The organism is Paeniglutamicibacter sp. ZC-3, assembly GCF_025847175.2.
Taxonomy (GTDB): Bacteria; Actinomycetota; Actinomycetes; order Actinomycetales; family Micrococcaceae; genus Paeniglutamicibacter; species Paeniglutamicibacter sulfureus.
The window spans coordinates 83,777-99,805 of record NZ_JAOYTG010000016.1 but is presented as its reverse complement, the minus strand read 5'-3'; the positions used below and the strand labels follow the sequence as shown (position 1 = coordinate 99,805).

The 16,029-nt window shown below is 66.8% G+C and carries 13 protein-coding genes; 5 read left to right on the top strand and 8 right to left on the bottom strand.

Features of this window, described 5'->3' with window-relative positions; translation table 11 throughout:
- Nucleotides 1–432: 432 nt before the first annotated feature.
- The 5 genes from OIU93_RS15540 to OIU93_RS15520 all read left to right on the top strand — a co-directional run bounded on the left by OIU93_RS15540 (nt 433) and on the right by OIU93_RS15520 (nt 5,809).
- Complete coding sequence (locus tag OIU93_RS15540; protein ID WP_264270964.1) at nt 433–1,425, top strand: methionine ABC transporter ATP-binding protein; 993 nt, start codon at nt 433–435, stop codon at nt 1,423–1,425.
- Between the two features lie 3 nt (nt 1,426–1,428).
- Nucleotides 1,429–2,109, top strand: coding sequence for a methionine ABC transporter permease (locus tag OIU93_RS15535; RefSeq protein WP_264270963.1), 681 nt, complete (start codon nt 1,429–1,431; stop codon nt 2,107–2,109).
- A gap of 132 nt (nt 2,110–2,241) precedes the next feature.
- Nucleotides 2,242–3,093, top strand: coding sequence for a MetQ/NlpA family ABC transporter substrate-binding protein (locus OIU93_RS15530; protein WP_264270962.1), 852 nt, complete (start codon nt 2,242–2,244; stop codon nt 3,091–3,093).
- Nucleotides 3,094–3,383: 290 nt separating this feature from the next.
- Nucleotides 3,384–5,282: an HNH endonuclease signature motif containing protein gene (locus OIU93_RS15525; RefSeq protein ID WP_264270961.1), complete on the top strand. Its 1,899-nt coding sequence runs from the start codon at nt 3,384–3,386 to the stop codon at nt 5,280–5,282.
- Nucleotides 5,283–5,386: 104 nt separating this feature from the next.
- Complete coding sequence (locus OIU93_RS15520; protein WP_264270960.1) at nt 5,387–5,809, top strand: GNAT family N-acetyltransferase; 423 nt, start codon at nt 5,387–5,389, stop codon at nt 5,807–5,809.
- A gap of 174 nt (nt 5,810–5,983) precedes the next feature.
- Here the strand turns inward: OIU93_RS15520 and OIU93_RS15515 are convergent, their stop codons facing one another.
- The 8 genes from OIU93_RS15515 to OIU93_RS15480 form a co-directional block, all read right to left on the bottom strand.
- A complete protein-coding gene (locus tag OIU93_RS15515; RefSeq protein WP_264270959.1) occupies nt 5,984–7,510 on the bottom strand; it encodes an amino acid permease in 1,527 nt (508 codons plus the stop codon).
- Between the two features lie 380 nt (nt 7,511–7,890).
- On the bottom strand, nt 7,891–9,204 hold the full coding sequence (hemL, locus tag OIU93_RS15510) for a glutamate-1-semialdehyde 2,1-aminomutase (RefSeq protein ID WP_264270958.1): 1,314 nt from the start codon (nt 9,202–9,204) through the stop codon (nt 7,891–7,893).
- Nucleotides 9,204–10,187, bottom strand: coding sequence for a porphobilinogen synthase (gene hemB / locus OIU93_RS15505; protein WP_264270957.1), 984 nt, complete (start codon nt 10,185–10,187; stop codon nt 9,204–9,206). Before hemB ends, hemL begins: the two co-directional genes overlap by 1 nt.
- Before the next feature lie 108 nt (nt 10,188–10,295).
- Nucleotides 10,296–11,168 (bottom strand): uroporphyrinogen-III synthase, encoded by an 873-nt coding sequence (locus OIU93_RS15500; protein WP_264270956.1) that lies wholly within the window; start codon nt 11,166–11,168, stop codon nt 10,296–10,298.
- Nucleotides 11,169–11,176: 8 nt separating this feature from the next.
- Nucleotides 11,177–12,151 carry a hydroxymethylbilane synthase gene (hemC, locus tag OIU93_RS15495; protein WP_264270955.1) on the bottom strand — a complete coding sequence of 325 codons (975 nt, stop codon included), beginning with the start codon at nt 12,149–12,151 and terminating at the stop codon, nt 11,177–11,179.
- On the bottom strand, nt 12,148–13,353 hold the full coding sequence (locus tag OIU93_RS15490; protein WP_264270954.1) for a ferrochelatase: 1,206 nt from the start codon (nt 13,351–13,353) through the stop codon (nt 12,148–12,150). Before OIU93_RS15490 ends, hemC begins: the two co-directional genes overlap by 4 nt.
- On the bottom strand, nt 13,350–14,063 hold the full coding sequence (gene hemQ / locus OIU93_RS15485) for a hydrogen peroxide-dependent heme synthase (RefSeq protein ID WP_372342947.1): 714 nt from the start codon (nt 14,061–14,063) through the stop codon (nt 13,350–13,352). The genes OIU93_RS15490 and hemQ overlap by 4 nt, the downstream gene beginning before the upstream one ends.
- 88 nt (nt 14,064–14,151) lie before the next feature.
- A complete protein-coding gene (locus tag OIU93_RS15480; protein WP_372342946.1) occupies nt 14,152–15,942 on the bottom strand; it encodes an NAD(P)/FAD-dependent oxidoreductase in 1,791 nt (596 codons plus the stop codon).
- Nucleotides 15,943–16,029 lie beyond the last annotated feature (87 nt).

Genomic DNA, 16,029 nt, shown 5'->3' with positions numbered 1-16,029 from the left:
CCCCCCACGTTGCGAATGAGTCTGAAGGCGACCCTGCATGGGGTCGCCTTTGGCGTTTTCGGTGGGCAAAGGCACCTTCCGTCCTCGCTGCGGAAGAGCGCCGGGAAAGGCATCAACGGCACCGGGAGTCCGACCATCGGAGTCTCAGATGCCGGGCCTTCGGCGCAACAGAAGGCAACATTTCCCAGGCGCAGAACGCTCGTGACACAGATCACCCTACGATCGGGTAACCCCTCGTAGCGTTTTTGCCGCGGGCAATCGGCGATTTCTTCGAGAATGGCCTGGATTCCACGTGAATCAGACGAATGATCCCGCATTTATGGACAACGGTTGCAAAATATGGCCAACTATGTCCATGATTGCGCCGCATTCATTCGATAGTGGTTGAATGGCCAGTACCCCTTTTCTTTTTGATTGCTAAGGACACCCCTTTTGATCACAGTCACCGACCTGCGCAAGGTCTACCGGCAGGGCGGACGCGAAGTCGTCGCCCTGGATGGTGTCTCCTTGCACGTCGACGCCGGCCAAATCCACGGCATCATCGGCCATTCCGGAGCAGGAAAATCAACGCTCGTCCGTTGCCTCACCCTGCTGGACCGACCCACCTCCGGGTCGGTCGCCGTTAACAACAAGGAACTGGCCAACGTGTCCGATGCCGATTTGCGCACCGCACGGCGACGCATCGGCATGGTCTTCCAGCACGCCAATCTCATGGATTCGCGCACCACGGCGCAGAATGTGGCTTTCCCGCTGGAGTTGATCGGCACACCCAAGGCCAAGATCACCGAAAAGGTCACCGCCCTGCTTGAGCTCGTCGGTCTGACCCAGTTTGCAGACGCCTACCCTGCCCAGCTCTCGGGCGGCCAGCGCCAGCGCGTGGGCATCGCCCGCGCCCTGTCGTCGGATCCCGACGTATTGCTTTGTGATGAGCCAACCAGCGCCCTGGATCCCAAGACCACCAACGAGATCCTCGAGCTCATCAAGTCGGTCCGCGACCGCCTGAACCTCACGGTTCTGATCATCACGCACGAAATGAACGTCGTGAAGCAGGCCTGTGACTCGGTCTCGCTGCTGGAAGCCGGCCGCATCGTCGAGCACGGGGACATCGAAAAGGTCGTCGCCGACCCGGCCGGCCGTCTCTCCCAGGCGTTGTTGCCGATGCCCGGTGAATTGCCGGACAGCCTTCCCGCCGGAACCGTCCTGGACCTTCTGTACTCCGGCACCCAGGCAACCGAGCCGGTAATCTCCTCGATTGCCCGTACGTTCAACACCGACGTAAACGTCCTGGCCGGCTCCGTCGAGCATCTCGGCGAACACCAATTCGCGCACATTCGCATCCAGCTTCCCGAGGGAGCAGACATCACCGGCATCACCAACCACCTGCTCGCCAACGGCGTCGCAGTCACCGTGAAGGAGGGCAAGTAAGCAATGGACTTCTTCAATGACCTGATGACCAACCCCGGCATCACCAAGGCCATGTGGCCGGCGTTCCTCGAGACCCTGCAAATGACGGGCATCTCCGGCTTCTTCACAGTCTTGGTGGGCCTGCCGCTGGGCGTTCTCCTGCTGAACACCGCCAAGAGCGGGTTGACCCCGATTCCTTGGTTGAATCTGCTGCTTTCCGGCGTCATCACCAACATCACCCGTTCCATCCCCTTTGCCATCCTGATGCTGTCCCTGATCCCGTTCGCCACCCTGCTGGTCGGCGTCTCGCTGGGCCCGGTCGCCGCCTCGGTGTCGCTGACGATCGGCACCATCCCGTTCTTCGCCCGCCTGGTGGAATCCGCGCTGCGCGACGTCTCCACCGGAAAGATCGATGCGGCCCTGGTCATGGGTTCGACGAAGATGCAGGTCACCCGCAAGGTCCTGGTCCCGGAAGCACTGCCGGGGATCATCGCGGCAACCACCACCACCGTCGTCACGCTCATCGGGTACTCCGCGATGGCCGGTCTGGTCGGCGGTGGCGGCCTGGGCCGTCTGGCCTACAACTACGGTTTCCAGCGCTATGACGGCACCGTGATGATCGTGACCATCGTGATCATGGTTCTCCTGGTCCAGCTGGTCCAGATCCTCGGCGACCGGCTGGCCCGCCTCGTCGACCACCGCTAAACCGTCGGGGCCCTGCCCCGGCACCAAAGAATTCCGACGGCTCATCCCGCCGGCGCGCAGCCAGTAGCCGCTAGCTGCGTTTGTTTTCCGCTGTCGCCGACACCGGAACTTGATGAAAAGGAAGCGCATCCCATGCGTAAGAAACTCGCACTTGCCCTGACCGGTGTCGCCACGTTGTTCGCACTGACGGCTTGCGGAGGCGGCACTGCCACCACCCCCAGCGCGGAAGCAACCCTCGACCCGGCCAACCCGACCATTGTGAAGGTCGGCTCCAGCCCGATCCCGCATGCCCAGATCCTCCAGTACATCGATGAGAACCTGGCCAAGGATGCGGGCATCGACCTGGAAATCACCGAAATCGACGACTACCAGACGCCGAACATCGCACTGGCCGACAAGACCCTGGATGCCAACTACTTCCAGACCGAGGCATACCTCGCAGACCAGGTGAAGTCCAAGGGATACAAGTTCGAGCACGGCGCGGGCATCCACGTCGAGCCGCTGACCGTCTTCTCCAAGAAGTTCAAGGACATCGCCGAGGTCACCGAGGGCTCCACCGTGCTGCTGAACAACGACCCGGTGAACCAGCTGCGCGGCCTGCGCGTCCTGGAAACCGCCGGCGTGCTCACCGGCCTCGAGGACACCGACTCGGCACTGACCCTTGAGGGCGACGAAGCCAAGAACCCGAAGAAGCTGACGTTCAAGGAAGTCAACTCCGAACAGGTTCCCAAGTTCTACGCCGAGGATCCGACCATCGGCCTGTCCATCATCAACGGCAACTACATCGCCCAGGCGAAGCTGAACCTGGACGAGGTCGTTGCCCAGGAATCGGCCATCGACAACCCGAACGCCAACTTCCTCACCTGGCGTGAAGGCGAAAAGACCGCGGCCATCGCCAAGCTCGAAGAGCTTCTCCACTCGGCCGAGGTTGGAGACTACATCAAGAAGACCTGGACCGACGGAAGCGTCATCCCCGCCTTCTAGGCCCCACCCCACTCCCGGCGGCAATCGCGGCCGGGCAGTGAACCCGAGAACGCGCTGTTCCCCCTGCTTCTGCCTTGCGGCTGGAGGGGGGAACAGCGCGTTCTTTGTCTCTGAATCGCCTCATTTCCCACCGCAGGCCCGGCGCATCCTGCCTGGTGCCCGACGTTGGTCGCCACAGGCGTTGCTCCCCTCCGTCTCCGCTGCCGGCAACGCCCGAGTGCACCCGGCGCTTATCCACAACCCCGCCACGTGCCACCCACACGCGTGGCGCCAGGCGCATCATGGGAGACATGGGCACAGCCACCGGCATCATCGACGCGGCACTGACCGCGCTCAACGGGGCACTGGGAACCGGGACCACCGGCCCAACCCCGAATGCCGGCACGCCCATCGACCCGTTGCGAACCCTTGCAGCGCTCGAACTCCTGCTGCGCCGGACCGTTGATGCTGCGGATCGGTCCATCGGTGGCTCTCCGGTCCGCGCCGCGGCCTTTGCGCGACTATCCGAGCGCTTCGCCCATGCGGGCAGCCACGCGCAAATCATCGCCGCGGGCTCGTGCGACATGACCGAGGTCAATACGTTGACCGACGGCGCGCTGGCCGAGCTCAACCGAGTGTTGGCCGCACCGGAGCCCTTCGCCCACGGAGATACGCAGCTTCCTGCCGACGCCGTGAGCGCCGCCGATCGCAAACCGCTGCACAAAGGCACCCCAGAGTTTCTGGAGTCCCAGTTCAATCTCGACTACTTCACTGCCGAGCACCGCGTGAAATCCCACGATCGGCTGCTGCCGCATCTCGATGCCGACGGGCAGAGTGCCCCGGCCAGTTACCCACAATTGGGCAGTATCCTGGCGTCGGGTTCAGTCGATCCGCGCGCCATTGCCAGCGCCGCGGCCAAGCTCGCGGCACTCGAGCCCTCCATCGAAATCCAACCGGATCCCCACGACGTTCGCACCAAGCTCGAGGCCCTGGTAGCAGGCACCTTGGCCACCGCCGGACAGAAGACCGTCGAAAAGTTGATCAAGCGGGCATCCGTCGACCTTGACCGCAGTGTTCTCGACCGCGAGGAAGCCATCATGGAGCGCAACCTCAACCTGCGTTTCAAGGGCAAACGGCCCACCGGCTATGTCTGGGAGTTGACCACCGACGCCGTGGGCCACGAACAACTGATGAGCTTGGCCGACGATCAGAACAACCCCCGCACTTCCTCCGGCCAGCTCCCCGTCCCCACCGATCGTGGCAATGCCGATGAGCCCGGCGAGGACGAGGCCATGGACTGCATCCCCACTACCGCCGACGCCGATACCGCGAGCTCCCCCGAGGACGACGCCGACGGCAGCGGCTCCTCGGAGGATGCCACGGACATGTCCACGGACGACAATCCTTCCACCGCTGGTGTCCGATTCACCGCATCGGGCACTCCCGGTACACTCGGCACCCCCTTCGACCAGGACTTCCTCCCCATCCCCGATTGGGCGGCAAACCCCGACACGCCGGTCGACCAACGCCCACGCGCGGGCTTCAACGACGTTGGCCACCCGATTGTCATCTCTCCCGAGGAAGCACCGCTCCCCGGGGAGACCGCCAAGGAAACAAACGCCAGGTTGCGCGCACGCAGGCTCTACCAGGTGGTGTTCGACGCAATCACCAGATTGATCGACCCGCAAACACCCGAGGACGTGTGGATGCCGATGGGCTCCCGCATAGACATCCTGGTGACGATTACCTACGATGCCCTGGCCGGGATCACCACCGAACCCGGCTTCACCCAGCACGGAGAACTCGTTTCCGCTGCAACAGCGCGTCGGCTGGCCTGCAATGCTGGAATCCTGCCGCTGGTCATGGGCGGCAACAGCCAGCCGCTGGATCTTGGCAGGAAAGTTCGTTACTTCACCAAGGCGCAGAAGCGGGCCATCGCCGCCCGCGACCGCGGCTGTGCAAATCCCGGTTGTTCGATGCCGGTGCACCGCACTGAAGTCCACCACATCAAGGCGTTTTCCGAAGGTGGGAAGACCAATGTGTCCAACGGGTTGTTATTGTGCATCCGCTGCCACACTGCCTACCATGCGGGGCATTTTGAGGTCGTTGTGATCGCCCAAATCCCCCATGTGGTGCTGCCCGCATCGCGGGATCCGCTGCGATTACCCAGGCGGAACTGGGTCTTCCATCCGGAAACCGCAGCTGCCTGATCTTCTCCATTCATCGCGTAGGTCACCGTGGTCCACTGACCCAGTCGCGGCACGCGGCCAACGCCTCCCTACTGTCATATGCGCGGTGTGATAGAACAACGGGAATGGAGAACATTGCGTATTCACTCACTAAGCAGATCGAGGCCATCGAGCTGATCGGTTTGTACAACGCAGTCGGCTGGAGCGCCTACACGAACTCCCCCGATACCCTGTTGGCCGCGATTCAAGGATCGCACACGGTAGCTGTTGTCCACGTCGGCAACCAGCTGGTCGGCTTGGCCCGGAGCATTTCCGATGGCGCTTCGATCTGCTACCTGCAGGATATTCTTGTCCACCCGGATCACCACCGGGCAGGGATTGGCCGCGGGCTTGCCGAGCTGATCTTCGCGCAATATCCAGGCGTTCGGCAGAAAGTCCTGTTGACCGACGATGAGCCCGGGCAGAAGGCGTTCTACGAGTCGCTCGGCATGACGCAGGCCAGCGAGTTCCCTTCCGGTGCAATGCTTGCCTTCGTCAAATGCGACTAAGTTGAAGGCCGAAGCCCTGATCGGAGTGCGTGCCCCGGGCCAATACCCCGGTGCTGCGCGAAGATATCAACGGCGCCGGCGCCTGCCTCTGAATCAGAGAGACTTAATACACCGTCGGTCACAGATTAACCGCTACCGCAACTGGCTAGCCAGGCAGCCAGCCGCTCTTACGTCCTACTTGGCCGCAAGCTCCGGCTCAGCAATCTCTTCCATCGCCGCCACCTGATCCGCATGCTTTTCGTCAAGGCGAGAGTGGCTGCGTCCGTAGCCGAAGTAGATCAGCACGCCGAGAACCAACCACACAACAAAGTAGATCCACGTCTCGACGGCCAGGTTGAGCATCAGATAGGTGCACAGCAGGGCCGAGACAATTGGGATGACCGGACCGAACGGTACCCGGAAGGCCGGCTTGAGATCCGGGCGCTTGCGGCGCAACACGATGATGCCCAGGCTGACCATCACGAACGCCGAAAGCGTGCCGATATTGATCATTTCCTCGAGCACGTCCACTCGGGTGAACCCGGCCACCAGGGCAACCAGAGAACCGCAAATTACGGTGATGCGCACCGGGGTGCCGCGTTTGGCACTGGTCTTGGACAGGGAGTGCGGCAGCAGCCCGTCGCGGCTGATGGCCAGCACCACTCGCGAGAGCCCCATCAGCAGCACCATGACCACTGTGGTTAGGCCGATGAGCGAGCCGACGGCGATGACCGATGCTGCCCCGTCGTTGCCTACCAGCGAGAACGCGGTGGCCAGCGTCGGGGTTTCGACCGCTGCCAGATCCTTGTAGGACACCATGCCCGTCAGTGCGAATGAGACACCCACGTACAGCAGCGTGGTCAGGGCAAGGCCGGCGAAGATGCCGCGGGGCAGCGTCTTGTTCGGGTTGGTGACCTCTTCGGCGCTGGTTGCCACGACGTCGAAGCCGACGAACGCGAAGAAGACCAGCGCGGCTCCGGCCAGCACACCCATCATGCCGTACTGTGCCGGAGCGGCACCCGTGGCAAAGGCGAAGAGCGACTGCTTGAGCACGTCGGTGGTGCCATCCCCCGTGGCCGGAATGGCTTCCGGGATGAACGGAGTGAAGTTCTCCGCCTTGATGTAGAACAGACCGGCGACGATGACAAAGAGCACGACGGCGATCTTGATGATGGTGAACACATTCCCGACCGTGGCTGACAGCTTGGTGCCCATGACGAGCAACAGCGTGAACAGCGCAACGATCAGCAATGGTCCCCAGCTCATGGTGACGATGCCTAGGTCAATGGTGGGTGAGAGGTGTACTCCCACGAGCTGGAAAACTTCGGTGAGGTAGATACCCCAATACTTGGCGATCACCGCAGTCGCCGTGAAAAGTTCGAGGATCAGGTTCCAACCGATGATCCACGCGACGAACTCGCCCATGGTGGCGTAGGAGAACACATAAGCCGAACCCGCGACGGGGATCGCCGTCGCGAATTCCGCGTAGCACATGATGGCCATGGCGCAGGTCAGTGCGGCGATCACGAATGACAGCGTGACTGCGGGACCGGAAAAGCTTGCTGCGGCCCGTGCGCCCACGGAGAAGATTCCGGCGCCCACCGACACTGCGACACCCATGATCATCAGATCCCAAGTGTTCAGGGACCGCTTGAGCTGTCGTCCCGGTTCCGCGGCGTCTGCCAGGAAACTCTCCACGGGTTTGGTACGAAAAAGGCTCACTGAATTCCTCGGCGGCAACGAAACGCGAAAACTAACCGGACAAGCGTAGCCGCGTCGCCAATACGCCCTGGCGAACCGATCGCCCCGGGTGCGTCCCTGCGCCGGGAATCAGAGCACCCGCCCCCACACCCGAACAGGTCAAACAATCGATATCTGACGTACCGTTTTACTGTTCCCTGCATTCCCGTAGACGGCTGTGCCGCTTTCCCCCACAGGCCGCGGCCCCGCAGAAAAGCCGGAGGGGAAAGTGGCCTAGACCTCACCAAATTTTATTCTCAACGCGGCGTGAAGTACCCGAACAAATGAAAATACCCCCGGAAACTGCTGCATCAAGCGATTGACACGGCAGCATCCGGGGGCTTTCACAGCACTTGTTGGGGCTAGACGGTGGGAACCGCCGATGCCGCCGCGCGTGCGGCAGCCGGAAGCGCAGCGAAGATCTTTTCCATGGCGTCATCGTCGTGCGCCGAGGACAGGAACCAGGCCTCGAATACGCTCGGCGGCAGGTAGATTCCCGCTTCCAGCATCGAGTGGAAGAACGGTGCGTAGCGGTATGCTTCCTGCGCCTGGGCCTGTTCGTAGTTGTGCACCCCGTGTTCCGAGGTGCCGAAGGCGACCGAGAACAGGTTGCCGGCACGCTGGATCGAGTGGTCGACACCGGCGGCACCCAGTGCCTCGGTGAGGGCCGCCTGCAGCTGCAGGGACTTCTCGTCGATGTGCGCGTAGACCTCGGCGGTGGCGTTGGTCAGCTGGGCAATGCCGGCGGCCATGGCCACCGGGTTGCCCGAGAGCGTGCCGGCCTGGTACACCGGGCCCAGCGGGGCCAGGTAGTCCATGACCTCCGCGCGGCCGCCCAGGGCAGCTGTGGGCAGGCCGCCGCCGATGACCTTGCCGAAGGTGTAGAGATCCGGGGTCCAGCCCTCGGTGCGGCCCGTCAGTCCCCAGTAGCCGGCGTCCGAGGCGCGGAACCCGGTGAGCACCTCATCCAAGATCAGCAGCGCGCCGTTGGCGCGAGTGGTCTCGGCCAGGAACTTGTTGAAGCCGGCTTCCGGGGTGACCACGCCCATGTTGCAGGGTGCCGATTCGGTGATGACCGCCGCGATCCGCTCCCCGTGCTCGGCGAACGCGGTGGTGATGGCCTCGCGGTCGTTGTACGGCAGCACCAGGGTTTCGGCGGCGGTGGCCGCGGTTACCCCTGCTGAGCCGGGCAGTGCCAGGGTCGCCAGGCCGGAGCCGGCGGCGGCCAGCAGTCCGTCGAGGTGGCCGTGGTAGCAGCCGGCGAACTTCACGATCAGGTCGCGGCCGGTGTAGCCGCGGGCCAGGCGCACCGCGGTCATGGTGGCCTCGGTGCCGGTGGAGACCATGCGCATGCGCTCCACGCCGCCGAAGCGATCCATCACCAGGCGGGCCAGCTTGCCCTCGTCGGGCGTGGAGGCGCCGAAGGACAGGCCGCGGTCGACCGCCGCGTGGACCGCATCCTGGATGGCGGGGTGGGCGTGGCCCAGCAACGCCGGTCCCCAGGAGCAGACCAGGTCGACGTAGGAGTTGCCGTCGGCGTCGGTCAGGTAGGCGCCCTTGGCACCGACCATGAACGGGGGAACCCCGCCGACCGAGCCGAAGGCGCGCACCGGGGAGTTCACCCCGCCGGGCATGAGCTGCTGGGCGGTGGCGAAGAGTTCTGCGGAGCTGGTCATTATTTTCCTTCTTTCAGCCACTGGGCGAGCTCGCTGGCCCAGTAAGTCAACACGGTGTCGGCCCCGGCGCGGCGGATGCCCAGCACGGATTCGGTGATGGCGGCGCGGCGGTCGATCCAGCCGTTGGCGGCGGCGGCCTCGATCATCGCGTACTCGCCGGAGATCTGGTAGGCGGAGACCGGCACCGGGGACATGGCGGCCACGTCGGCCAGCACGTCCAGGTAGCTCATGGCCGGCTTGACCATGACCATGTCGGCGCCCTCGGCCAGGTCCAGCTCGACCTCGATCATCGCCTCGCGGCGGTTGGAGGCATCCATCTGGTAGGTTCGGCGATCGCCCTTCAACTGGGAATCGACGGCCTCGCGGAACGGGCCGTAGAACGCACTGGCGTACTTCGCGGCGTAGGCGAGGATGGAGACATCCTGGTGACCGGCGTCGTCCAGCGCCTGGCGGATCACCGCTACCTGGCCGTCCATCATGCCCGAAGGGCCGAGCATGTGCGCTCCGGCCTCGGCCTGCGCGACGGCCATGCGGCCGTAGATTTCGAGCGTGGCGTCGTTGTCGACATTGCCCGCCGCATCGAGCACGCCGCAGTGGCCGTGGTCGGTGAATTCGTCCAGGCAGACATCGGACATGATGACCAGCTCGTCGCCGACCTCGGCGCGCACTGCCTCGATCCCGCGGTTCAGGATGCCGGCCGGGTCCACGCCCGCGCTGCCGGCGGCGTCGCGGGTCTCCGGGATGCCGAAGAGCATGATGCCTCCCAGGCCCAGCTCGACGGCCTCGGCGGCGGCTGCCTTGAGCGTGTCCATGGTGTGCTGGACAACCCCCGGCATGGAGGTGATCGGGTTCGGTTCGGTGAGCCCCTCGCGCACGAACGCGGGCAGGATCAGCTGCTGCGGGGCCATCACGAGCTCGGCCGAAAGCCGGCGCATCGCTGGGGTGGTGCGCAGGCGACGGGGCCTGCGGGCGGGGAATGACATTCTGGCTCCTTGTGAAGCTCGTGACTGGCGGTGGTTCGAAGGCTGGCGGTGGTTCGAAGGTTGGGGGGGTGTGCGGCGCCGGCTTCGGGCCGGCGCTGCGGGATCCCCCTAGGTCGGGGGTTCTTGCGCGGGTTGCAGGGATTGCTCCCAGGCGTCGATGAGGCCCTCGGGGGTCGGGAAACCGGCGGTGGCGGTGGGTTCCAGCCCGTGGGCGCGCAGGCGGGCAGCGGTGCTGTCGCCGATAGCCACCAGCGCCAGGTTCGCCCCGGGTGCCGGGACCAGGGACAAGAACTGGTCCACGGTGCTCGGAGAGGTGAAGAACACCGCATCCAGCCGGTCCACGGCGGCGGGCAGCTGGTCCCGGGCCAGGGTGTGGCTGCCGCGGGGCAGGTCGGGGTCCGGCAGCGGGGGCTGCAGGGCCAATTCGGGATCTGCGGGGGCCGGGACGGTGCGGTAGGCGATGACGATATGTGCGTCCCAGCCGCTGGCGGTGAAGCCGTCGCGCAGCGTCGGGGAGGCGATGTCAGCCTGCGGCATGAATGCGGTGTGCGCCTTGCCGGCCGGGGGTGGTGAGCTGAGTTCCTCCCACTCGGCGAGCATGCCGCGCGCCGAATGGTCGTGCTCCGGCATGAAGTCCACGGACGCGCCCAGCGCCTTCACGGCGCGCGCCGTCGCCTCGCCGACCACCGCAACCCGCGTGTTTCGCGGAATGCGCAGTTCCAGGCCCAGGGCCCGGGCGCGGAGTTCAAGGGCCCTGGCCGTATTCACCGAGGTGAGCACCAGCCAGTCGAACTCGCCGTCCAGCAGCCGGCGCACCCCGGCATCCAGCACGCCGGTGTCGGCGGGCAGCTCGAAGTCGATGAGCCTGCACACGGCCGCGGACGCGCCGCGCGCCGCCAGCCGCGCCACCGTTTCCGCGGCCCGCGCGGGGTCGCGCAGCAGCAGGGCGGTGCGGCCGGCGAGCACTGAATCAGCGTTCATGGTGGCGACTAGAGTCCCGCCAGGTCGGCAGCGCCCTCGCGCAGCAATTGCTCGGCCAGCGCCACGCCCAGGGCGTGGGCGCCGTCGACGGTGAGCGTTTGCGTGGTGGCGGAGCGGCGCATGGTGTCGGTGCCGTCCGGACGGCAAGCCACCGAGTCGAGTACCAGGACTTCGCCGTGCACCGTGGCCAGCGCGCCGATGGGCGCGGCGCAGCCGGCCTCGAGGCGGGCCAGCAGCGCGCGCTCGGCGGTGATGGCCAGGCGCGTGTCGCCGTCGTCCATGGTTTCCAAGGCCGCGTCGACGGACGGGTGTCCGCTGCCGCCGGTCCGCACCTCCACGGCCAGGGAGCCCTGGCCGGGGGCCGGGAGCATGATTTCCGGGTCCAGGTACTCGGTGATGTGCGATTCCAGGCCCAGGCGCTCCAGGCCGGCGGCGGCCAGGATGACCGCGTCCAGGTCGCCCTGGGCGGTGCGCCCCACTCCCCCGTCGTCCTTTTGCGCCGGCGAGCCCTTGACCCGGCCCAGCCGGGTGCCGACGTTGCCGCGGATGTCCACGATCTTCAGATCCGGCCGGAAGGCCAGCACCTGGGCGGCGCGGCGCGGGGAACCGGTGCCGACGGTGGCTCCCTCGGGCAATTCGGCCAGGAAAAGCCCGTCGCGGGCGCACAAGGCGTCGCGAACGTCCGCTCGCTTCGGCGTGGCGGCAATGACCAGGCCCTCGGGCTGCGTGGTGGGCAGGTCCTTGAGCGAGTGCACAGCAAGGTCGCAGTTGCCCTCGTAGAGTGCCTGGCGCAGGGCGGCGGCGAACACGCCGGTGCCGCCGAGCTGGGACAGCGGACCGGTGGTCACGTCCCCCTCGGTCTTGACCAGCACGGTGTCGTAGGGGACCTGGGAGATCTCGTGCAGTTGCGCGGCGACGTTCCCGGTCTGCGTGGTGGCCAGCGCGGAGCCGCGGGTGCCGATGGTGAAGCGTTCGGCGCTCATGATGCAGGCACCCCGACCTCGGAGTCGACTGCGGCGATGGTCGGTTTGGTGGTCCCGTCGCGCATCACCTTCACGCAGCAGTTGGGGCGGCAGACATCGAACCACGGGCCGAGCTCGGCGACCGAGGCGCGTCCGGGCTTCAGCGCGTTTCCGTCGCTGCCGGCCAGGCGCTCGGCCACCAGGTCGACCATGCCGGAGACGAACGTGGCGTGGGTCCCGGGGGTCGGGGCGCGGTGGAAGGCCAGGCCGAGTTCGGCGCAGGTTTCCTTCGCCTCGGTGTCCAGGTCCCAGAGGACCTCCATGTGGTCCGAGACGAAGCCAATGGGCATCACCACGACCCCGGCGACGCCGGCGGCCTGGTACTGCGTGAGCGCATCGTTGATGTCCGGTTCCAGCCACGGCACGTGCGGGGCGCCGGAGCGGGACTGGAAGACCAGGGAGTGCTCCAGGCCGGCGGCCTCGGGCACCCCGGCCAGGATCGCGTCGGCCACCGCCAGGTGCTGGGCCGAGTACAGGTCGGTGTCCAGCTGCGCGACCATCTCGCGGGGGCCGGCGGCCTGGGCGTCGGAGGTCGGGATGGAGTGGGTGACAAAGACGATTCTAATCTCGCCCTCCGGGTTGCCGGCCGTCGCCAGCTGCGCCCGGACGTTGGCCAGCGAGTCGCGCAGCCCGTCCATGAACGGGTTCACGAACGCGGGGGTGTCGAAGTACTGGCGCACCTTGTCCACCTCGAGCTTGCCCTCCAGCCCGGTCTCGCGCAGGGCGACGCCCAGGTCCTCGCGGTATTGCCGGCAGGAAGAGTAGCCGGAGTAGGCGCTGGTGGAGAGCATCAGCACCGTGCGGTGCCCCTCGGCATGGATCTGCTCGATGGTTTCCGCGACGTATGGCGCCCAGTTGCGGTTGCCCCAGTAGACCGGCACGTTGATGCCGCGGGCGGCCAACTCGGCCTCGAGGGCCGCCTTCAGCGCGCGGTTCTGCGCGTTGATCGGGGACACCCCGCCGTTGGCCCGGTAGTGGGTGGCGACCTCCTCGAGGCGCTCGTCGGGGATGCCGCGGCCGGCCGTGACATTGCGCAGGAACGGGATCACGTCCTCCTGGCCCTCGGGGCCGCCGAAGGACGCCAGCAGGATCGCGTCGTACGCCTTGGGATCCATCACGCCGTTGGCGTCGTATCCGGTGCGAGGATCGAAATCCTGGCTCATCGCAGGACCTCGGCGACCTCGGCGGTGGAGATGCGGCGACCGGTGTAGAACGGGGTTTCCTCGCGCACGTGGTTGCGGGCCTCGGTGTAGCGCAGGTGGCGCATCATGTCGACGAGGTCGATCATGTCCGGGGCCTCGAGGCAGATCTGCCATTCGTAGTCGCTGAAGGAGAAGGCGGCGACGGTGTTGGCCAGCACCTCGGGGAACTCGCGGCCCAGGATGCCGTGGTCGCGCAGCATCTTGCCGCGCTCCTTGGGGTCCAGCAGGTACCAGTCATTGGAGCGCACGAACGGGTAGACGGTCATCCAGGTCTCCGGGGCCACGCCGCGGGCGAAGGCCGGCGAGTGGTCCTTGGCGAACTCGGCCTCGCGGTGCACGCCCATGGTCGAGTAGACGATGGAGGTCTCGGCGAAGAGGTAGGAGCGGCGGATCTTGCGCACCGCTGCCTGCAGGGACTCGGCGGTCGGGCCGTGGACCCAGGTCATCACGTCGGCGTCCTCGCGCATGGCGGAGACGTCGTAGGTGCCGCGCAGGGTCACTCCCTCGGCGGCGAGCTCGGCGATGAGCGCGTCAAACGCCTCGACGCCCTCGTGGCGGTCCAGGTCCGAATCGCGCTTGAAGACGGTCCACAGGGTGTAGTACATGGTCGCGTCGGAACCCGCTGCTTCGCGGTCGCGGATGACGGGTGAGTTGGATTCCACTGCACTCATGGTTTGGATCTCCTGCTTTCTTGGCGGTGCTCCACCCGTGGGGGGCGAAGCGGTAATCGTAAGTGAAACGAATCTCTGGGTGGAAGGCTCAGCTGACGGTGATGCGCAGCCGTTTGCGGGTGTCGGCGATGACGGAGGCCAGGCCGGTGCCCGCCAGCCAGGCCCCGACGATGTCGAGCCCCTGGTGGGTGGCGGCGAGTTCGCGGATCAGGGCAACGCGCTTGGCATGGCCGGTGGTGGCGAAGGGCAGCGCTCCGGAATAGCGCACCACGTCGAAGCCCAGGATGTCCCCGGCGGTGATCTCGATTCCCAGCAGCACCGAGGCGTCCTTCAGCGCCGCATTGCGCAGCGAGGAGTCATCGGCGTTCACCAGGGCGGAGGCCACGTCGTTGAGTCGTCCGTAGGACAGGCGCAGCACATGGGAGCCGGGGCCCGATTCGTCCCCGAGCCAGTGCCACTTGGCGGTGGCGTGGGTCAGCGCCTTGGCCCCGACGTCATCGACGGTGGGGGCCACCAGCAGTCCGGTGCCGCGCGGGGCGTCGTCGAGTTCGGGCTTGTCGACCACCAGGGTGACCAGGGAAATGCCGGCCCCCGGAGCCGGGCGGTGCTCGGCGAACCCGGCGTCGATGCCGCGCAACAGATCGACGGCGGTTTCGCCGCCGGTGGCCATGACGAGGCGGTCGGCAAGCACTTCGCGCCGCTGTCCGGCCCCGGCGGCCCCGGCCCCGGCCTCGTGGGCCTGGCGCTCGTGGCGTTCGTGCCGCGATTCCTTTTCGTGCTTGGCGTCCTTGGCCGCGGGGGCGGCGGCCCGCGGGGCCAGCTCGATGCGGAAGCCGGTGCCCCCGGCGCCCGGCGCGATGCCTGCCACCGGGCTGTTGGCGTGCAACTGGACGCCCGCGGCCTTGAGGTCGGCCACCAGCGCCGCGGCCAGGCGGTTCATGCCCCCGGAGATGGAAGCGACGGCGGATCCGGCAGGGGCCGCTGCACGCATGGCTGCGACGGCGCGGGCCAGCGAGCCGTGTTTGTGCACGGCGGCGCGCAGCCCCGGGGCGATGGCGTCCACGTCAAGGGTGTCGGGGTCCGCCGAGTGCACCCCGGAGACCACGGGAGTCACCAGGTTCTCCAGCACCGCCGAGCCCATGCGGGAGCGGACCAGGGCGCCGAGGGACATGTCGCCCTCGAGGATCTTCTTGGAGACCGGGGTGATCAAGTCGGCGGCGGCACGCAGCGCGCCGGCACGGCCCACGGCGCGGCGCACCTCCTCGGCCCACGGGTCCCCGGGGATGCCCAGGATGCCGGTGGCGGGAAGCGGCAGGACCACGTTCTCCGCCCCGCGCTTGAGGTAGAGCCAGGCTCCCCCCGGTTCGGGTGTGACGATGTCATCACCCAGGCCCAGTTCGCCCAGCAGGTCGGCGACGGCGGTGGAGCGGGTGGCGAAGGACTCGGCGCCGGCATCCAGTGCCAGCCCGGCGACCTCGTGGAGTCCCACGCAGCCGCCGAAGACGGGTCCTGCCTCGTGCAGCTGGACGCGGTGGCCGCTGGCCGCCAGTTCCCGGGCGGCCACCAGCCCGGAGATCCCGCCGCCGACGACCACTGCCAACGGGGCGTCGGGAACACTTGGTGCCGGTGGGTGGGCCTCGGTGCCGCGCGCCCGGTTCAGCAGGCGCAGGGCGTGGGCAGCCGCGGTGGAGGCGACCTGGGTGGGCCTGGCCTTGGCGGGCGCCTGCCCTGCGGCGGGCGCCTGGTCGCCGTCGATATCCCGGCCGGATACTTCCGCCGGCGTCCTGGCGTCGGCCGGTTCCTGGCGCACGCGCCTGTGGCTGGTTGCGCCGACCTCGTCGGCCGAGCCGCTGCGGGGCTGCTCTGGGACGTTTGGCACCATCAACTCTTTTCCGGGAAAACGAAGGTGTAACTGACGGGTCCGGGGTGCGCTGCGCGTGGCCTTCGCGCGGAGGCCCGCGCACCG

Excerpts from the sequence above, each read along its gene's own strand:
- OIU93_RS15520 (WP_264270960.1), top strand. The coding sequence starts at position 5,387 with ATGGAGAACATTGCGTATTCACTCACTAAGCAGATCGAGGCCATCGAG.
- hemL (WP_264270958.1), bottom strand. The coding sequence starts at position 9,204 with ATGACCAGCTCCGCAGAACTCTTCGCCACCGCCCAGCAGCTCATGCCC.
- OIU93_RS15500 (WP_264270956.1), bottom strand. The coding sequence starts at position 11,168 with ATGAACGCTGATTCAGTGCTCGCCGGCCGCACCGCCCTGCTGCTGCGC.
- hemC (WP_264270955.1), bottom strand. The coding sequence starts at position 12,151 with ATGAGCGCCGAACGCTTCACCATCGGCACCCGCGGCTCCGCGCTGGCC.
- OIU93_RS15535 (WP_264270963.1), top strand. The coding sequence starts at position 1,429 with ATGGACTTCTTCAATGACCTGATGACCAACCCCGGCATCACCAAGGCC.
- hemB (WP_264270957.1), bottom strand. The coding sequence starts at position 10,187 with ATGTCATTCCCCGCCCGCAGGCCCCGTCGCCTGCGCACCACCCCAGCG.
- hemQ (WP_372342947.1), bottom strand. The coding sequence starts at position 14,063 with ATGAGTGCAGTGGAATCCAACTCACCCGTCATCCGCGACCGCGAAGCA.
- OIU93_RS15490 (WP_264270954.1), bottom strand. The coding sequence starts at position 13,353 with ATGAGCCAGGATTTCGATCCTCGCACCGGATACGACGCCAACGGCGTG.
- OIU93_RS15530 (WP_264270962.1), top strand. The coding sequence starts at position 2,242 with ATGCGTAAGAAACTCGCACTTGCCCTGACCGGTGTCGCCACGTTGTTC.
- OIU93_RS15525 (WP_264270961.1), top strand. The coding sequence starts at position 3,384 with ATGGGCACAGCCACCGGCATCATCGACGCGGCACTGACCGCGCTCAAC.